Raw genomic sequence first — 17329 nt, 5'->3', positions numbered from 1 at the left:
TTTTTTTATGCAAAATGCACGCTGCCGGCGATGGCTTCGCCCGAAACCCCATCCCCCAGATCGAATAGGGACGGAATCAATATGCCGCTTGTCTTCTTGCGTTCGCATTGCCGGATCACTTCGGCCACCAGCGCCCGGCCCGCGGCCCGCAGGGATGAACGTACATAGGTGATTTGACCATCGACCGGCGCGAGATTGAGATATTGCAACTCGTCATTCATCGAGGCGATCATGACATCCTCCCCCGGCACGCGCCCGGCCCGTGATACCGCCGTCAGCCCCTCGGTTGCCAGAAGGATCGACGAATAGAGAAATGCCGTGATCGAGGGGTCGGTCAGCGCCAGTTCGGTGAGCTGAAATCCAGCTTCCACCATCGGGTGCGTGCCTTCGAGATACATCACGGTCTCAGGCGCATGGCCGAGATCGCGCAGTGCATCATACACTGCCTGCCGTCGCGTCGTCGCATAAAGGAAGCGCTCATCACCGTTGATGAAGGCGATGCGCCTGTGCCCATTGGCCAGGATCAGCTTGGTGAGATTATAGAAATTGCCGTAATTATCGACGTCCACCCAGCCATACCGGTCCTGCCGCTCTTCGCGCCCATGCACCACGAACGGCACCTCGGCCTCGAGCAGAAAATTGATGCGCGGATCGTTGGGGCGGGGCAGGTCGACGATGAATCCGTCGACGCTCCCATCACGCACATAGCGCTCATAGGTCGCCAATTGCCGCTCGGGCGTCTCGCTGGTCATCACGATATCGTAGTGGTCGATCCGCGCCTCGCGCAAAACCCCGGCCATCACCTCGACAAAATGGGGATCGACGAACTTGTTGTCGTCATCGGCCTGAACCCAGGCGATCGAATGGCTGCGCCGTGTCACGAGGCGTTGCGCATTGCGGTTGGGCGTATAGCCAAGCCGGCGCGCCGCATCGATCACCTTCTTGCGGGTCTTTTCGCCCACATCGGCATAGCCGTTGAGCGCCCGCGATATGGTGGTGATCGAAACGTCGAGTTCGGCCGCCAGATCCTTGATCGTGACGTTTCGGTTCTGCGCCCCGGTCTGCTTGCGCGACCGGTCCGGGCCTGTGGTCATCGTCTGTTCAGGGCTCCTCCACCCGCACGCCTCACCACTGCCGATCCCTTTGTTTCTCGGTGGGCATCGGCCTTGTTGCCTCTTGCACAATATTGCGCGAGACAATGCAAGTCCCGGTTGACGCCAGTCGGACCGTCAGCGTAAGGATTCTAAGCCAAAACGTTTTGGATACAAGCAATAAAGGCGTTTGGCGGGTGCCCGAGGGCGCCGACAAATCAGGGTTTTATATTTGCGGGCAAGGGAGCAACCCTGCCGCGTACACGCTTAGGGGGAGTTCGCTCGGCCATGAGTTATTTTGCGACCGAGTCACGCCAGTTCGTGCATCCCGAAGACACCTCGTCTGCCGCCAGCGACTGGTGGCGCGGTGCGGTGATCTATCAGATCTATCCGCGATCGTTCCAGGACAACAACACCGACGGCGTTGGCGATCTGGTGGGCATCACCTCGCGCCTCGAATACGTCGCCGATCTGGGGGTCGATGCGATCTGGCTCTCCCCGGTATTCACCTCGCCCATGAAGGATTTCGGCTACGACGTCTCGAACTATCGCGATATCGACCCCACCTTCGGATCGCTCGAAGATTTCGACCGGCTGCTTGAAAAGGCCCACTCGCTGGGCCTCAAAGTCATCATCGACCAGGTGATTTCGCACTCCTCGGACCGCCATCCCTGGTTTGCCGAAAGCCGCCTGTCTCGCACCAATGAAAGGGCCGACTGGTACGTCTGGGCCGATCCCAAGCCCGATGGCAGCCCGCCCAACAACTGGCTCTCGATCTTTGGCGGCTCGGCCTGGCACTGGGACGGGCGGCGCATGCAGTACTACCTGCACAATTTCCTTGTCTCCCAGCCCGATCTGAACTTCCACAACCTCGCAGTTCAGGACGCCCTGCTGGGTGAAATGCGTTTCTGGCTCGAACGCGGCGTCGATGGCTTCCGGCTCGATACGGTCAATTTCTATTTCCATTCCCAGGGACTTGAAAACAATCCCCCGGTCAGGCCCGAAGAGTTCAACGCCTCGACTGCGCCCGCGGTCAATCCCTACAATCTTCAGGAACACCTCTACGACAAGAGCCGTCCTGAAAACATTGCCTTCCTTCAGCGCATGCGCGCACTGCTCAACGAGTATCCCGGCACAACCGCCGTCGGCGAAATCGGCGATGCCCAGCATCAGCTCGAGATCATGGCCCAGTACACTTCGGGCAATGACAAGCTGCACATGTGCTACACGTTCGATTATCTCGGCGGCGAATACACCGCCCCTCATTTCCGCGACGCGCTGCGCCTGACGCAGGAAAAGGCCCCGGATGGCTGGATATGCCTTGCCTTTTCCAACCATGACGTCGTCCGTCACGTCAGCCGCTGGGCGCCGCACGGGTTCGAGGATCGTCTGACCCGTCAGACCGCGCTGCTGCTTATGACCATGCGCGGTTCGGTCTGCCTTTACCAGGGCGAAGAGCTCGGTCTGACCGAGGCCGAGATCGCCTATGACGACCTTGTCGATCCCTACGGCATCGAATTCTGGCCCGAGTTCAAGGGCCGCGACGGCTGCCGCACACCGATGGTCTGGCAGTCCCATGTCCGCAATGGCGGGTTCTCTACGGCCAATCGCACATGGTTGCCCGTACCGGCCCAGCATCTGCCTTACGCTGTCGATCAGCAGGACAATGTTGCCAATTCGATCCTCTCGCTTTACCGCGCCATTTTGCGCTTCCGGCGCGAGCATCCGGTCCTGATCAAGGGTGATCTCGAGCTGGTCGAAGGTGTGCCGGAAACGGTCCTGGCATTCACGCGCACGGTGGGCGAAGATAAACTGTTCTGCGCCTTCAACATGGCCCCTGAGCCCATCATCGTCGATGTGCCGGACGGCCTGGTCCTCGAAGATGCGGGCGCGCCCGGCGCCGATGCCCAGCTGGAAGCCAATCGGTTGAGTTTCGGTCCGTTCGGGGCCTATATTGGGCGTATGAATTAAGGACAAAACAGTCCAGGGGAGTAACGATGTCTGACCTGCAGATTACCAATCTCTACAAGCGCTACGGCAATGTCGAAGTGCTCAAGGATATCAATCTCGACATCAAGTCGGGTGAGTTCATCGTTTTTGTCGGCCCCTCGGGCTGCGGCAAGTCAACGCTGCTGCGCACCATATCGGGGCTCGAGACGATTTCGGCCGGTCAGCTTGAAATCGGTGGCCGCGTCGTCAACGACGTAGCGCCCTCCAAGCGCGGCATCGCCATGGTCTTCCAGTCCTATGCGCTTTATCCGCATATGACAGTGTTCGACAACATGGCCTATTCGCTCAAGCTGACACGCACGCCCAAAGACGAGATCAGGAAAAAGGTCGAGGCCGCTGCCGAAATGCTCCAGCTCGGCCCCTATCTCGAACGGCTCCCCAAGGCGCTTTCCGGTGGTCAGCGTCAACGCGTCGCCATCGGCCGCGCCATCGTTCGCAATCCGCAGGTCTTCCTGTTCGACGAACCGCTTTCCAACCTCGACGCCGCCCTGCGCGTTGCGACCCGTATGGAAATCGCCAAGCTCAAGGAATCGCTGCCCGGCACCACCATGGTTTACGTCACTCACGACCAGGTCGAGGCCATGACGCTCGCCGACCGCATCGTGGTGCTCAAGGATGGCGTGGTGATGCAGGTGGGCACCCCCATGGAGCTCTACGATCATCCCCAATCGCTTTTCGTCGCGGGCTTCATCGGCTCGCCGAAGATGAATTTCCTGACCGGCAAGAATGCCGAGTCCTACAAGGCAACCACTGTTGGCGTGCGTCCCGAGCACATGGAAATCGTGCCCGCCGGCAAGGGTGTTTGGTCGGGTAAGGTCATCTACTCCGAAGACCTTGGCTCGGACAGCTTCATCTATGTCGATATTGGTGAGGAAGACGCGATCATCATCCGCCAGGAAGGCAAGACGCCCTACAAGTCCGGCGCCCAGATCAGCTTTGCCCCAAAGGGCGATCTCTATCACCTGTTCGATAAGGCAGGAAAACCGATGACGACCGGTGCCAGCGCACCGGCCAGAGCCACTCCCGCCGCCAAATCGGCAAAGCCGGCAAACCCGACGACCCAGGGCACGCCCGATGAGGGCGTTGTCGGCGGCGCCGGCGCGGTCGCCATGCCCGCCAAGCCGGCGCGCAAGCCCGCCGCAAAAGCAAAGACAGCCACCCCCAAGGCTGGTGCGGTCAAGACCGCCGCGGCCAAAAAGGCTCCTGTCCGCAAGGCCCCGGCCAAACCGAAGGTGTAGAGCGTGTCCAGCAAAAGTGGAAACGGTTTTGCGGTTCGGACACGCGACAAAACAAGGGATTAGAGCCGGGGCTTCGATTGAATCAAGTCCACGGCTCTAGGTTGAAATTGCTGGAGTGCGATAAGGCTCCGGGGCCGGGCCGATCCTACCGATCGGTCCGGCCCATTCGCGCCAGAAGCACCACCGGCAAAATCCCGATAACCACGATGATCAGCGCCGCCAGCGCCGCGTCTTCATAGGTTCCGCGTGCCGCCTCGCCATAAAGCAGCGTCGCAAGGCTCTCGAAATTGAGGGGCCGCAGCAAAAGTGTTGCCGGCAATTCCTTCATGCAATCGACGAAAACCAGAAGGCCCGCCGCGGTCAGCGCCGTCCGCGACAGTGGCAGGTGAACCCGAAACAAGGTCCCCGTGGCGCCCTGTCCCAGCGTGCGTGATGCATGATCATACGATGCCGGGATGCGGCTCAGCCCGGCCTCGATTCCGCCCGCCGAAATCGCCAGAAACCGCGCCGTATAGGCATAGATGAGCGCCGCCCCCGAGCCGAGCAGCAACAGGCCACTCGAAACCCCGAACCAGTTGCGCATCAGCCCGTCCAGCGTACGGTCGAACGCAGCAACAGGGATCAGGATGCCGATGGCCAGCACCGTTCCGGGCACGGCATAGCCCAGTGTCGCAATCCGCGCTGCAATCGAGGTTTTCCGCCCCGGCTCGATCCGCGCCGCATAGGCAATGGTAAAGCCAAGCACCAGCACCACGGCAGTGGCGATGGCCGAAACCGAAATCGTGTTGAGTGTCGCCCGCACCAGCGCTGGAGAAATGCCGGCAAATTCGATCCGCCTGATCGCCGCTACAACCAGATAGATCGCCGGCCCCGCAAATCCGATAAGAATGGGCAGAAACCCCAGGGCAAAGGCACCCAATCCCTTGACCCCGTTCAGCCGGCGCGGCGGCATGGGCCGTGCCCTTTGCGCGCTGGCGGCGAAACGCTGGTTGCGCCGTGCCCAGCGCTCGAAAACGATCAGCGCGATCACCACCACCAGCATGGCAATGGCGATCTGCGCGGCCCCGGCCAGATCCGTGCGCACGATCCAGGTGGTATAGACCGATGCCGTCAGCGTGCGGATGCCCAGAAACTGTGCCGCCCCCACATCGTTAAGCGCTTCCATGAGCGCCAGCGATACGCCAACGGCAATCGCCGGACGCGCAAGGGGCAGCCCGACCCGCCAGAATACGCCGCTGCGGGTCACCCCCAGTGTCCGGGAAATTTCCACCAGATTGGCCGCCTGCGTCAGAAACATCGCCCGCGTGGTCAGATACACGTAAGGGTAGAGCACAAATCCGAAAACACCGATTGCTCCCCACATGGCGCGAATATCGGGAAGCCGGAATTCGCGCGGGCTCGAATAGCCCAGCACCCAGCGGAGGGCGCCTTGAATGGGCCCAAGCGGGCTCAAGACATCGAGATAGGCATAGGCCATGATATAGGTCGGCACGGCCAGCGGCAGCAGCAACGCCCACTCGAGCACGCCCCGCCCGCGGAAATCATAGGCCGAAACCAGCCACGCCGCCCCCGTTCCCACACAGGTCGCAATGATCCCGGTACCGAGCAGCAAAATGGCGGTGTTCCAGGCCGCCTGCGGCAGGATATTGGCGAGGACATGCGACCACAGCGTGCCCGTATCGGCAATCGCCGTCACGCCGATCGTTGCCACCGGCAACAGCGCGAGAGCCGCGGCGGCAAATGCCATCGCGGCCCAGAGCGAAAGTCTGATGTGGTGCCGCGCTGCGGGCCGGCTCCGAGTCAAATCTGCCATCGAGGATGGCGCGGCGGGTCATCCCCGCCGCGCGTTTCCTAGTTTTCGAACGTGTCGAAGTTGACTTCGTCGACAAGTTCGCTGGCCCGCGTGCGGAACGGCAGCACTTCGGTCAGCGAGAGCTCGTCAGCTTCGAGCTCGCCGAAAGCGGCGATGATCGGATGCACCTCTGCCGATGCGGAAACCGGATATTCGAAATTGGCTTCAGCATAGAGCTTCTGCGCCTCGTCAGAGACCAGATACTCGAGCAATTGCACGGCCTCGTCATGGTTGGGCGCATGTGCGGCCAGCCCGGCGCCCGATATATTGACCAGCGTACCGCCATTCTCGAAAGTCGGCAGGATGACCTTGATTTCCTCGGACCATGCCTGCTGCTCTTCACCGCCGGCCCCCGAAGTCATCAGCCCGACGTAATAGGAGTTGCCGATGGCGATGTCGCAAATGCCCGCGGCAATGTCGCGCGCGCCGTCGCGGTCACCACCAGCGGCAACGCGAGCCTGATTGGCCTTGATGCCCTCGAGCCAGGTCCGGGTTTCCTCTTCGCCATATTTGGCCATATAGGCCGCAAACATTGCCGTGTTGTAGGGATGCTGGCCCGACCGGATGCACAGCCGCCCGCGCCATTCTTCATCGTCGAGCTGCTCATAGGTGAAGCTGTCGAGATCGAGATCCTTGGCGGCATAGAGCACGCGCGCGCGGCCCGACAAGGCGAACCAGTTGCCCTCGGGGTCGCGGAGCGCCTCGGGAACGGCGGCTTCGAGCACGTCCGAATCCACCGGCTGGGTCAGGCCGGTATCGACCAGATCGATCAGTGCCCCGAAATCGACAGTCATCAGGATGTCGGCGGGGGAGCTCTCGCCCTCTGCCGAAACACGCTCGATCAGCCCGTCCTGCAAAAAGACGGTGTTGACGGCAATTCCGGTCTCAGCGGTAAACGCATCAAGGATCGGCTGGATCAAGCCCGGCTCGCGGGTGGTGTAGATATTGACCTCTTGGGCCAGGGCAGGCACGGCTGCGCCCAGCGCCAGAAGACTGGCGGCCGAAAACGTCTTCAAAAGTCGTGTCATTTGGGTATTCCCTTGGTGTTGTTGCATCAAGGGCGCCGAAGGCCAAAGCGCGCCCAGAACGGCACTACCCCATAGGTGATAGTATGAGTCAAGAAATTTCAAACCCAGTTTAGAGCCATTCTAAACAGTTGATCCGTAACGGAATTTATTCTGCGGCCACCGGGCCGTGCGGCAGGGTGGACCGCGCCGCCTCGTCCGCTGCAAACACCAGCACGTCGTTGGGGGCGACACCTACGCTCACCCGTTGGCCGACTTCAACCCCCCGCCGGGCGCTGGTGCGCATGACCAGTGGATCGTCGAGGCCGGCAACATCGAGCGTCAACTCCTCGATCTCGCCAAGCAGTACCCGCGCCTTCACCGTTGCCGTGGTTCCGCCCTCGTTCAGGGTCAGCGCCTGGGGGCGAATGAAAAGCTGTACCGGCCCGGAACTCCCGCACGGCGCCGGAAACCGGCCAAGCGCACTGTCCAGCCAGTCGCCCGAGCGCCGGGCCGGAATGCGGTTGACCTGCGAAAAAAACGCAGCCGCATAAGCGGTCTGGGGAAAGCTGTAAATGGCGTCGCCGGTCCCGCTTTCGATCACCTTGCCCTTGTGCATCAGGACGACCTTGTCCCCGATCGCCAGAGCTTCTTCCGGATCATGCGTCACCACGATCGCCGTCGTTCCCAACTGGCGCAGCAGCGCCACGGTTTCGCGCCGGATCGTGTCGCGCAGGCCTCGGTCGAGATTGGAAAAAGGCTCGTCCATCAATAGGATACGCGGCTGAGGTGCCAGGGCGCGGGCCAGTGCGACGCGCTGTTGCTCGCCGCCCGAAAGCATGTGGGGATAGCGCTCGGCCAGCGCCTCGATTTCGAGCCGTGCAATGACGTCGCCAACACGGGTCGCTGCGTCCTTGCGGCTCATGCCCCGGAGCCCGAAGCCGATATTCTGGCGTGCTGTCAGATGGGGAAACAGCGCATAGTCCTGAAACATGAAGCCGATGTTGCGGTCCTCTGGCTCAACGAACCCCTCTGCGCCGCTGACGACCGTGCCGGCCAGCATCACAGACCCGCCGTCGATCTGCTCGACCCCTGAAATTGTCCGCAACAGGGTCGATTTCCCACATCCCGAATGGCCGACCAGGCACACGATCTCACCCGGCGCGATCTCGAAGGAAACGCCATCGAGAGCCGCCACGCTGCCGAAATGGCGCGACACGTTTTCAATCCGCAGGATCGGCTCGAACTTGCTCATGGGACGAGTTAAGGCTGACCATGCCGGTGCTTGTCAAGCGGCGCTTTCAGCCCCGCACCACCAGGCTAGCCGGAATGGTCAGCGTCATCAGCGTGCCGCTCTCGCTGGCCGGCGCAAGGCTCAGTGAACAGGCATTGACCGCCACCAGCGACCGGGTCAGCGTCAGCCCGATGCTCGACTGGCTCGGTTTGCGCTCGCTGCCATCCGCCGCCACCCCGTCACGAAACACCATGAAACGCTCGGCCAGGGCATTGGGTGCCTTGGCCGTGTCGCGAACATGGATGGAAACCGAGCCATCGTCCTCGACCTGTCCCGAGAGCACGACCTTGGATCCCTCGCCACCTTCGCTGATCGCGCTGGCCAGCATGTTGAGCACGGCCTGCTTGAGCGTTGCGGCATCGACCCGGACATAGGGCAGCCGTTCGCTGATCGCGCTGCGCAGCAACACCCGGGCCCGTCCGGCCTGAGCGCGCACCCGCACCAGACTCTCGGCCAGAAGCGTTGCGATATCCACATCGGCCGGAGAGAGCGCCAACTCGCCCTCGGCGAGCCGCACATAATCGTCGAGTTCATCGGCCAAATCGCCGATCTCGCCGCTCGCCGAGCGGATGTCGCGTGCGTATTCGAGATAGCGCGCATTGGCCAATGGCCCGAAGGATTCCGATACGATCAACTCGGAAAACCCCGCAATGGTGTTGAGCGGACGGCGCAGCCCGCGCGTGATCCGGCTCAGCGTGGCGGTCGGCAGCCCCGCCCGCGGACCCGGCGCGACGGCCTGGGTATCGGCGGGACCAAGCAGGCCGAAATAGCCCGAAACGATGCCGGCGCGTCCCTCGGCGAAAAGCGTCAGCGTGTGTCCGGCCCGCTTTCCCTTGAGCGAAATCGCGGGCCGCACGCCGCCCGCATAGCGCGCCGGCAGGCTCAGAAACTGCCGCAACGCGGAATGATCGCTCTGGGCGATCAGATTGGTGATCGGCGTTCCGATTTCGGCGGCCGAACTGTCGTCCCGGCCATTCGTGAAGCTGGCGATGAGCCCGGTCCGGTCCGCCGTGACGAAATCGAAATTGGCGACCTTGGCCCAAAGCGCTGCAAACTGGCCGACTTCCGCTTCGCGCAGCGGCTCGATGTCGTTGGCCCTGGCCGAAAGCATGAAGCCGGGCCGACCCTGCCAGGTGATGGCGTTAAGCCGGGCATTGACCGCGATTTTCTCGCCATCCCGGCGCAGCAAATGGCTGACCGGCCCCGCCGGCTCACCACCATCAACGGTTGGGAAAATCGCCGAAAGCCCCAATCCACGCAGGGTCGTTGCGTTCTCATAGCCCGTCAGGTCGACCAGTGCACGGTTGGCAAACAGAATATCCTGGTCGCGAAAGATCAGAATGCCGATCGGCAGCCGGTTGAGCACCAGCGCTTCTTCGCTCAGCGCTACCAGCTCGCCCCCCGTTCGCTCCGGCGTCCGGGGCAGGGGGGCAGACGCCGGCTCGGGCGGGTCCTCGCGATTGATCCGGTCGGTCAGAATGCGCGAAAGCTCTTCGAAATTGTACCGCGTCGTTTGCTCGCCGGCGTCGGGGGCCGCGTGATCCTCGTCAGCCTGGTTTGCCGCGTCTGCGGCAGGCAAATCGGGCTCGCTTTCATCGTAGCTGATGCGCGAAACGGTCAGCCCCCGCCCGGTGACCTGCCACAATCCCGCGCGCACCGGAGCTTCGTCGTCATTGCCGTCGGCGGTGAACGCCTCTTCCTCATTGGCCAGATCGTCCATGCCCCAATCGGATTGACCTTCGCCCGAAACCGCTTCGACGTTTTCGTCAAAGGCGATGTCGGCAAAATCGCGGCTCGGGACAGCGCCGGCGAACGGCGCATCGTCGTCGGCATCGAGAGGCTCGAAAAGGTGCTCGTGTCCGGCCAGTCTGTCGACAAGCACCGCCAACCCTTCGCTCTCGCTATCGTCTTCCTCCGGCCCATCCTCGGTCTGCTCATTGGCCACCGGCAGGGCTTCGGGCTCGGCGGGTGCAATCTCATCCGGCTGCTGCCCGGCCGCCGCCAGCACGTCATCGCTGATCGGATCGACCCCGACCACCAGCAGATACAGCCCGTCGTCGCCCAAACGCAGCGGTGTGCAATGGCAGGTCGCCGAAAGCGGCTTGCGGCCGGCCAGAAACTGCATCCGTGACAGCGTCGGCCGCCCCGTCAGTCCCAGCCGCACGATCCGTGCGATCTGGCCCTTGATGGGTACGGCCGGCTCCTGGGTCTTGATTTCCCCGCCCTTGGTCCTGGCGCCAAACAGCCCGGCCGCCCGGTTGGTCCAGACCGGCTGCGTCCCGTCGACCGGCCATAGCCATGCCGGGCGCGGATCGTCCTCGAGCCGCGTTACGGTTTGGGCCTGTTCTGCGCTTGTCCAGTCGAGCGTCATGTCATGTCCGTATGTCCGTCCTCGACCCGGTCCGGGCCGATGGTTGACGAAACCTTAAATATAGGGACTCCGCGGCCCGGTCCATGTCTAGCGCCATTCTTGACCCTTCAAAGGTTGGAAATGGTTAAGGCACCGCGCCGCGCCCGACACGAAAAAACCTGCAGGTCTTGCCAAAACCGCCCTTGTCTTTGCCGTCATCTCGACCTATGTTCCGCCCCGTTTCGGGACGACGCTGCCATAGCGTCAAAGTGTCCGCGTCACCATGCCGTCGTAGCTCAGTTGGTTAGAGCGCTAGATTGTGGATCTAGAGGTCCCCCGTTCAATTCGGGGCGACGGTACCACCCCCTTTTTGCACCAGGATGGCACCGTAACGCGCCATGCCTATCATGGGTTAGGCAAAAGCCGTTCTCGTAAGCTCCGCTGTTAGGGCTTTGTTAACCATAAGGGATGACCCTTAGAGGCGTTAGACAAAGCGTATGGGGGCTCAGAAAGGACGTGCAGTGTACGACTTTGCTCCAAACGCCGAACTGGCGGAGGCTATGGTGGGTTTGCCGGTTGCCGAAGTGGAGAGAACGCTGATTCTCGCCACCCTGCGACAGACCAATGGTAATCGCACCCGCGCCGCCCAGATCCTCGGGCTCTCGATCCGTACGGTTCGCAACAAGCTCAAGGACTATGCCGATAAGGGGTTCAATATTCCCCATGCGGCGTAAAACCGAAAGCGTGGCAATCGCTTCGGATTTATAACCATCACGCTCTTGGCCCGGCGGCTCACAGGTTGCCGGCGCCTACACCACGATGACCTTGGCCCCGACGGGCACCCGCCCGTAAAGATCGATCACATCTTCATTGGTCATCCGGATACACCCCGAAGAGACCGACCGCCCGATGCTCCACGGCTCGTTCGTGCCGTGGATGCGATAGAGGGTCGACCCCAGATAGAGCGCCCGCGCCCCCATCGGATTGTTCGGCCCTCCGGGCATGAATTTGGGCAGGCCCGGCTGGCGGGCGTGCATTTCGGCCGGCGGTGTCCAGCTCGGCCATTCGCGCTTGGCGCTCACCCGATGGGTTCCGCTCCACTCGAACCCCATCCGCGCCACTCCGATGCCGTAGCGCATGGCGTGCCCGTTTTCCAGCACGAGAAACAGGAAGTGCCGGCGCGTATCGACAATCAGCGTGCCCGGCGCTTCGTTGGTCCGGTAGCTGACCACCTGGCGCAGCCACATGGGGTGGCTGACATACTCCGTCTGATATTCGAGCATGGTCTGGGGCTCGTCGGGTGTCAGCACCATGCCCGGCGGCGGGCCGAACATGGCATTGAGATAGCCGCGATAGCCGGATGCAGCCTGCGCGGGCGCGGCCAGAATCAGGAGGATCAAAAGGGCAGGGGCGATACGGATCATCTGCATCTCGTCTCGGGCTTCAAAAGGAAAGCCGATCCTGCCCGCATCCGGCAAAGATTGAGTCAAATGGGATGGTTAAATCTTGCTCCACCGCTATGGTTATCAAAATGCTAGGCGAGACGATTCCATGACCGATGCCGAACCCGTGCGCTGCCCCTGGGCAGGCGCCGATCCGCTGTACCAGTCCTATCACGATACCGAATGGGGCTATCCGGTCGAAAGCGATACGCGCCTGTTTGAAAAGCTTTGCCTTGAAGGCTTTCAGTCGGGCCTATCCTGGCTGACCATCCTCAAAAAGCGCGAGAATTTCCGCGCCGCTTTCGCGCGATTCGATATCGACACGGTCGCCGCCTTCGATGAACCCGATATCGATCGCCTGCTTGCCGATGCCGGCATCGTGCGCCATCGCGGCAAGATCGTTTCGACCATCAACAATGCCCGCCGCGCTCAGGCGCTGCGCGACGAGTTCGGCTCGCTCGCCACCTATTTCTGGAGTTTCGAACCCCGCCCCGAGGATCGCCCCACCGATTATTCGTGGGACAGTCTGCGTCAGCAGGCCACATCGCCCGAGTCGATAAGGCTCTCGAAAGACCTCAAAAAGCGCGGCTTTTCCTTCGTTGGCCCCACCACCTGCTATGCGTTCATGCAGGCCATGGGCTTGGTCAACGACCATGTCGAGGGCTGCCATTGCCGCGCGCCCATCGAGGCGCAACGCGCCCGGTTCGTGCGGCCCTGAAAGACCTTGGGCCTCCCCGCGTTTCATGCGGAAAGGCCCAGGGCAAGCGTCCCGTTAATGCGCCGACGGTTATGGCCGTGCAAAGACCATCATCACCGTCGGCATTCTAGGCGGGTCCACGATTGTGGGCAGCCCTATGTCGGCGCGGATCGAATTGGGCAGATCTTGCGGACGGATCGTCTGCACCCGGCGCCGGCCGCGCACCATCGCTTTTATCGCGGCCATGACCACGCGCCATTTGCCGTGCTCGGCCATCAGTGTATCGAGCGAAATGCGCAGGATCGCGCCTTCCACTTGCATGTTTACGTGCGACATCGTCGTCACCCAGGCGCGCAAAGGCGCACTGGCTCCATGTTGCTGGAGACGTTTTCGAGAGTCGGTTCATCCGGCCCGGAAACGTGTCCAAGGGTTGAGTCTGGTTGGAATCCGGGCGGCAGGACGCAAATGTGCTGTCGTCAGGATGGGTTGGCTTTTGGGGGTGTTTTTGAAAATCTGGTCGGTTAGAGCGACCTGATTATCGCAAAGGCTGTCAGGCTTTGACGCCGGTGCGATTGAGGCGGCGGGACAGGGCCCAGCCGAAGGCTTCAACACCACGGGTGAGGACGTTTGCGAATGCTGTCATAGGAACGCCTCCCTTGAGAGGTTTGTGTTGAAGACGCCGAATTGATAGCTAACGAATCCGTGATCGCCAAGCCCTGATGTGGCGGGTTGTCGCACTTGCTATTTGCCTGTGGCGAAACGGCAACAGTGCTCCGTTGCCTTGTCTCGAAAAGCCTTATCGTTTAGGGAACGGGCCATACATCTAAAAGCCCCGTATTGTAGGGACTTCAGGGACCAAACTCATGGCCAAGAATTCAGCGCTCATCGAGCCGCGCCTGCCGCGCGGTTTTATCGACTCCGAACCCGCGGACCTCGCCGCCATCGAACAGATGGTCGCCAAAATCCGCCATGTGTACGAGCGCTACGGCTTCGATCCCATCCAGACCCCGTTCTTCGAATACACCGAAGCCCTGGGCAAATTCCTGCCCGACACCGACCGCCCCAATGCCGGGGTGTTTTCCGTGCAGGACGATGACGAACAGTGGATGAGCCTGCGCTACGATCTCACAGCCCCGCTCGCCCGCTATTTCGCCCAGAACTATCAGGACCTGCCCAAACCCTTCCGCTCCTACCGGCAGGGCTGGGTGTTCCGCAACGAAAAGCCCGGCCCCGGCCGCTTCCGCCAGTTCATGCAGTTCGACGCCGATACGGTCGGCGCCGGTGGCCCGGAATCGGACGCCGAAATGTGCATGATGATGGCCGACACCATGGACGCGCTGGGTCTGGCCGGCAAATACGTCGTCCGCGTCAACAACCGCAAAGTGCTCGACGGGGTAATGCAGGCCATCGGCGTTGTCGATGAAGCGCAGAAGTTGACTATCTTGCGCGCCATAGACAAGCTCGACAAATTCGGTCCCGAAGGTGTCCGCCTCCTGCTTGGCAAGGGGCGGAAGGACGAGAGCGGCGATTTCACAGAGGGCGCGGGACTTGGAGGCGACCAAATCAACGCATTGTTGCTCTTGTTTGGTAGCTCCGACGACAATTCCGAGATGGTCATCACACAGGGCAACGATCTCAGCAGCTTTTCATTGCAGGAACGCTCAAGGGACGAAATTGATTCAGAAGGAATTCCGTCCCACTACCAGAAACTTGCTGATCGGGTTGGTGAACAGGCGGCTCTGAGGCTTGGTTTCATCAAGGCGGTGTTCTTGATGCTTGGCAAGAACTTAGACACAAACCCGACGGCTTATGCAGGTTATGATGAGCTGTATCAAATGGCTCAGCTATTTGCCTCTGCTGGCTACGGTCCCGACCGCATCAAGATCGACCCCTCCGTCGTCCGCGGCCTCGAATATTACACCGGCCCGGTCTTCGAGATCGAACTGACCTTCACCGTCCAGAACGAAAAGGGCCAGGACGTTGTATTCGGCTCGGTCGGCGGCGGTGGCCGTTACGATGGCCTCGTCTCGCGCTTCCGCAACGAGCACACCCCCGCCACTGGCTTTTCCATCGGCGTCTCGCGCCTCGCTTCGGCCCTCAAACTCACCGGCAATCTCGATGCCACCCCGGTCACCGGCCCCGTCGTCGTCACCGTCATGGAAAAGGACCGCATCGCCGACTACCAGAAAATGGTCGCCGATCTGCGCGCCGCCGGCATCCGCGCCGAGTTGTTCCTGGGTTCGTCCAAGAACATGGGCAAGCAGATGAAATACGCCGACAAACGCAACGCCCCCGCCGTCATCATCCAGGGCTCCGATGAGCGCGAGCAGGGCGTCGTCCAGATCAAGGATCTCGCTGAAGGCGCCGAAGCGGCCGCCTCGATCACCGATAACGCCGCCTGGAAAACCGAACGCCCCGGCCAGTATTCGGTCCCGCTTTCTGAAATGGTCGAATTCGTCAAACAGATCCCGGCCGTCGCCGCATGGATGAAGGCGAACGGGTGATGACCGCCATCGCCCGCCGCGCCGCCCTCGAAGCGCTGGTTTCGGCTCCCGGCGTCACCCTTGCCGCGCCACCGATCCTCGTCTCCCCAGCCGCCTATTTTGATCTGGCTGGCGAAGAACTGGGCGCGCGCATGATCCTTACCCAGGGCATGGATGGCTCGGAATTCTGCCTGCGGCCCGATTTCACCCTGCCCATCGCCATCGACCACATCGCCAATGGGGCCGCCACGCCAGCGGCCTATGGCTATCTCGGTCCGGTCTTTCGCCAGCGCACCGATGGCCCCGCCCAGTTCGATCAGGGCGGCATCGAGCTTTTGGCGCTCCCCGACGCCGATGCCGCGCTCGACCAGGTGATCGGCTTTGCCCGCGCCGTCACCGACATCTATGGCGTCACAGCGCCCCATATCCGCGTCGGCGATATCGATCTTTTTGAAACCCTGCTCGCCGCCTGCGACATGCCCGATGTCTGGCGCCCCCGCGTCCGCGCCCGCTTCGGTCACCCCGAGGCCATGACGGCGCTGCTCGACCGCCTGGCCGATCCAAGGCCCCCCATGCCCGGCCCGGCCGGTCTGCCGGCCGGCGATATCGCCGATTGGGTCGGTGAACTCATGCTCACCAACGGATTGAGCCTCACCGAAAGCCGCACGCCCCAGGAAATCGCCGCCCGCTATCTCGAAAAACAGGCGCTCGAAGCCCAGCGCGTTCCGGGCCCGACAATCGACCTGCTGCGCAATTATCTCGCCATCTCCGGCCCCGCCGACAAATCGCTCGCGGCAATCGGTGCTCTTGGCCAGACCGCAGGGATTTATCTGACGTCCGCACTGCAAGGCGCAAGCCGTCGCGTCGACCAATTGCGCGATGGCCTGAAAGCAAAATCGATCCTTTTCGATGCCGGCTTTTCCCCGCGTCTCGATTATTACACCGGCATCACCTTCGAGGTGACCGGGGCAGGGGGGCTGGTGCTCGTCTCGGGCGGACAATATGACCGCCTGCTCAAACGCCTCGGAGCGTCCCAGGATATCCCCGCCGTCGGTTGCGCCGTCTGGGTGGATCGACTGGAAGCGGAATGCGAAAAAGTGGATGCCGGTTTTTCGCAGCAATTCCGCGACGAGGAAGGTTCAGCGGAGGTTCGGCCATGAGCTCGATCATGCTCGCGCTGCCCTCCAAGGGTCGTATTCAGGAAGAAGCTGTAGCGGTCTTTGAAAAAGCCGGCCTGACCATCGAGCGCCCCGGTGGCGCACGCTCCTATCTGGGCGAAATGGCCGCCATGCCCGATGTGATCGTGCGCTTTCTCTCGGCGTCGGAAATCGCCCGCGAGTTGATCCGCGGCACCATCGATATCGGCATCACCGGCGAGGACCTGATCCACGAAACAGCCGAAACCGGTCCCCAGCAGGTCGAAATCGTCAAGCGCCTCGGCTTCGGCCGCGCCGATGCGGTGGTGGCCGTTCCCGATTCCTGGATCGACGTCACCACAATGGACGACCTCTCCGACGTCGCCGCCGATTTCCGCGCCCGCCACGGCCGCTGGCTCAGGATCGCCACCAAATTCGTCAATCTCACCCGCCGTCACTTCGCCGCCCACGGCATTGCCGAATACCGGATTGTCGAAAGCCTCGGCGCCACCGAAGCCGCCCCGGCCTCCGGCGCCGCCGATCTCATCGTCGACATCACCTCGACCGGCGCAACGCTCAAGGCCAACGGCCTGCGCATCCTTGAAGATGGCGTGATGCTCAAGAGCGAATCCCTGCTGCTCGTCGCCAGCAACGCCGAGTGGCACGAGGGCAGGCTGGCTGTCCTCAACCGGCTGACCGACGCCATCGACGCCACCCGCTTCCAGCCGTAAA

The 17329-nt window shown here is 62.0% G+C and carries 13 protein-coding genes, 1 tRNA gene and 1 pseudogene; 8 read left to right on the top strand and 7 right to left on the bottom strand.

Annotated elements, in window-relative coordinates:
* Window positions 1–5: 5 nt before the first annotated feature.
* A complete protein-coding gene (locus V6617_RS14265) occupies window positions 6–1094 on the bottom strand; it encodes a LacI family DNA-binding transcriptional regulator (RefSeq protein WP_338607625.1) in 1089 nt (362 codons plus the stop codon).
* A gap of 285 nt (window positions 1095–1379) precedes the next feature.
* Here V6617_RS14265 and V6617_RS14260 point away from each other — a divergent pair, with 285 nt between their 5' ends.
* Together V6617_RS14260 and V6617_RS14255 are read left to right on the top strand one after the other, a co-directional pair.
* Window positions 1380–3062, top strand: coding sequence for an alpha-glucosidase (locus V6617_RS14260; protein ID WP_338607624.1), 1683 nt, complete (start codon window positions 1380–1382; stop codon window positions 3060–3062).
* 26 nt (window positions 3063–3088) lie between these two features.
* Window positions 3089–4084: pseudogene (locus V6617_RS14255) on the top strand (ABC transporter ATP-binding protein); the annotation flags it as partial.
* 400 nt (window positions 4085–4484) lie between these two features.
* Here V6617_RS14255 and V6617_RS14250 read toward each other — a convergent pair.
* The 4 genes from V6617_RS14250 to V6617_RS14235 all read right to left on the bottom strand — a co-directional run bounded on the left by V6617_RS14250 (window position 4485) and on the right by V6617_RS14235 (window position 10860).
* Window positions 4485–6152 carry an ABC transporter permease gene (locus V6617_RS14250; protein ID WP_422394787.1) on the bottom strand — a complete coding sequence of 556 codons (1668 nt, stop codon included), beginning with the start codon at window positions 6150–6152 and terminating at the stop codon, window positions 4485–4487.
* A gap of 38 nt (window positions 6153–6190) precedes the next feature.
* Window positions 6191–7219 (bottom strand): extracellular solute-binding protein, encoded by a 1029-nt coding sequence (locus V6617_RS14245; protein WP_338607623.1) that lies wholly within the window; start codon window positions 7217–7219, stop codon window positions 6191–6193.
* Window positions 7220–7364: 145 nt separating this feature from the next.
* Window positions 7365–8450 carry an ABC transporter ATP-binding protein gene (locus tag V6617_RS14240; protein WP_338607622.1) on the bottom strand — a complete coding sequence of 362 codons (1086 nt, stop codon included), beginning with the start codon at window positions 8448–8450 and terminating at the stop codon, window positions 7365–7367.
* A gap of 46 nt (window positions 8451–8496) precedes the next feature.
* A complete protein-coding gene (locus tag V6617_RS14235) occupies window positions 8497–10860 on the bottom strand; it encodes a PAS domain-containing sensor histidine kinase (RefSeq protein WP_338607621.1) in 2364 nt (787 codons plus the stop codon).
* 264 nt (window positions 10861–11124) lie between these two features.
* On the opposite strand from V6617_RS14235, the gene V6617_RS14230 reads away from it, so the two are divergent.
* Together V6617_RS14230 and V6617_RS14225 are read left to right on the top strand one after the other, a co-directional pair.
* A tRNA-His gene (locus V6617_RS14230) sits at window positions 11125–11201 on the top strand.
* A gap of 159 nt (window positions 11202–11360) precedes the next feature.
* The gene (locus tag V6617_RS14225) at window positions 11361–11573 is read left to right on the top strand and encodes a helix-turn-helix domain-containing protein (protein ID WP_338607620.1); all 213 of its coding nucleotides are present in this window, start codon (window positions 11361–11363) and stop codon (window positions 11571–11573) included.
* Window positions 11574–11648: 75 nt separating this feature from the next.
* On the opposite strand, the gene V6617_RS14220 is transcribed toward V6617_RS14225, so the two are convergent.
* On the bottom strand, window positions 11649–12263 hold the full coding sequence (locus tag V6617_RS14220; protein ID WP_338607619.1) for a L,D-transpeptidase: 615 nt from the start codon (window positions 12261–12263) through the stop codon (window positions 11649–11651).
* Window positions 12264–12390: 127 nt separating this feature from the next.
* On the opposite strand from V6617_RS14220, the gene V6617_RS14215 reads away from it, so the two are divergent.
* Entirely contained in the window at window positions 12391–12999 is a 609-nt protein-coding gene (locus tag V6617_RS14215; RefSeq protein ID WP_338607618.1) for a DNA-3-methyladenine glycosylase I, read from the top strand.
* A gap of 69 nt (window positions 13000–13068) precedes the next feature.
* Here the strand turns inward: V6617_RS14215 and V6617_RS14210 are convergent, their stop codons facing one another.
* A complete protein-coding gene (locus V6617_RS14210; RefSeq protein ID WP_338607617.1) occupies window positions 13069–13314 on the bottom strand; it encodes a hypothetical protein in 246 nt (81 codons plus the stop codon).
* 527 nt (window positions 13315–13841) lie between these two features.
* On the opposite strand from V6617_RS14210, the gene hisS reads away from it, so the two are divergent.
* Genes hisS through hisG form a run of 3 tightly spaced genes read left to right on the top strand, consistent with a single transcriptional unit; the run spans window position 13842 to window position 17328 of the window.
* Window positions 13842–15482: a histidine--tRNA ligase gene (hisS, locus tag V6617_RS14205; protein WP_338607616.1), complete on the top strand. Its 1641-nt coding sequence runs from the start codon at window positions 13842–13844 to the stop codon at window positions 15480–15482.
* Entirely contained in the window at window positions 15482–16621 is a 1140-nt protein-coding gene (locus tag V6617_RS14200; protein WP_338607615.1) for an ATP phosphoribosyltransferase regulatory subunit, read from the top strand. Before hisS ends, V6617_RS14200 begins: the two co-directional genes overlap by 1 nt.
* Window positions 16618–17328 (top strand): ATP phosphoribosyltransferase, encoded by a 711-nt coding sequence (gene hisG, locus V6617_RS14195; RefSeq protein WP_338607614.1) that lies wholly within the window; start codon window positions 16618–16620, stop codon window positions 17326–17328. Before V6617_RS14200 ends, hisG begins: the two co-directional genes overlap by 4 nt.
* The last annotated feature ends 1 nt before the right edge of the window (window position 17329 follow it).

The sequence above is a fragment of the Pelagibacterium nitratireducens genome, from assembly GCF_037044555.1.
GTDB classification, from domain to species: domain Bacteria; phylum Pseudomonadota; class Alphaproteobacteria; order Rhizobiales; family Devosiaceae; genus Pelagibacterium; species Pelagibacterium nitratireducens.
This window is presented reverse-complemented; position numbering and strand designations above follow the sequence as displayed.

What these genes read in the sequence shown, in the direction of transcription:
- V6617_RS14265 (WP_338607625.1), bottom strand. Translation starts at nt 1,094, where the DNA reads ATGACCACAGGCCCGGACCGGTCGCGCAAGCAGACCGGGGCGCAGAAC.
- V6617_RS14260 (WP_338607624.1), top strand. Translation starts at nt 1,380, where the DNA reads ATGAGTTATTTTGCGACCGAGTCACGCCAGTTCGTGCATCCCGAAGAC.
- V6617_RS14250 (WP_422394787.1), bottom strand. Translation starts at nt 6,152, where the DNA reads ATGGCAGATTTGACTCGGAGCCGGCCCGCAGCGCGGCACCACATCAGA.
- V6617_RS14245 (WP_338607623.1), bottom strand. Translation starts at nt 7,219, where the DNA reads ATGACACGACTTTTGAAGACGTTTTCGGCCGCCAGTCTTCTGGCGCTG.
- V6617_RS14240 (WP_338607622.1), bottom strand. Translation starts at nt 8,450, where the DNA reads ATGAGCAAGTTCGAGCCGATCCTGCGGATTGAAAACGTGTCGCGCCAT.
- V6617_RS14235 (WP_338607621.1), bottom strand. Translation starts at nt 10,860, where the DNA reads ATGACGCTCGACTGGACAAGCGCAGAACAGGCCCAAACCGTAACGCGG.
- V6617_RS14220 (WP_338607619.1), bottom strand. Translation starts at nt 12,263, where the DNA reads ATGATCCGTATCGCCCCTGCCCTTTTGATCCTCCTGATTCTGGCCGCG.
- V6617_RS14215 (WP_338607618.1), top strand. Translation starts at nt 12,391, where the DNA reads ATGACCGATGCCGAACCCGTGCGCTGCCCCTGGGCAGGCGCCGATCCG.
- V6617_RS14210 (WP_338607617.1), bottom strand. Translation starts at nt 13,314, where the DNA reads ATGTCGCACGTAAACATGCAAGTGGAAGGCGCGATCCTGCGCATTTCG.
- hisS (WP_338607616.1), top strand. Translation starts at nt 13,842, where the DNA reads ATGGCCAAGAATTCAGCGCTCATCGAGCCGCGCCTGCCGCGCGGTTTT.
- V6617_RS14200 (WP_338607615.1), top strand. Translation starts at nt 15,482, where the DNA reads ATGACCGCCATCGCCCGCCGCGCCGCCCTCGAAGCGCTGGTTTCGGCT.
- hisG (WP_338607614.1), top strand. Translation starts at nt 16,618, where the DNA reads ATGAGCTCGATCATGCTCGCGCTGCCCTCCAAGGGTCGTATTCAGGAA.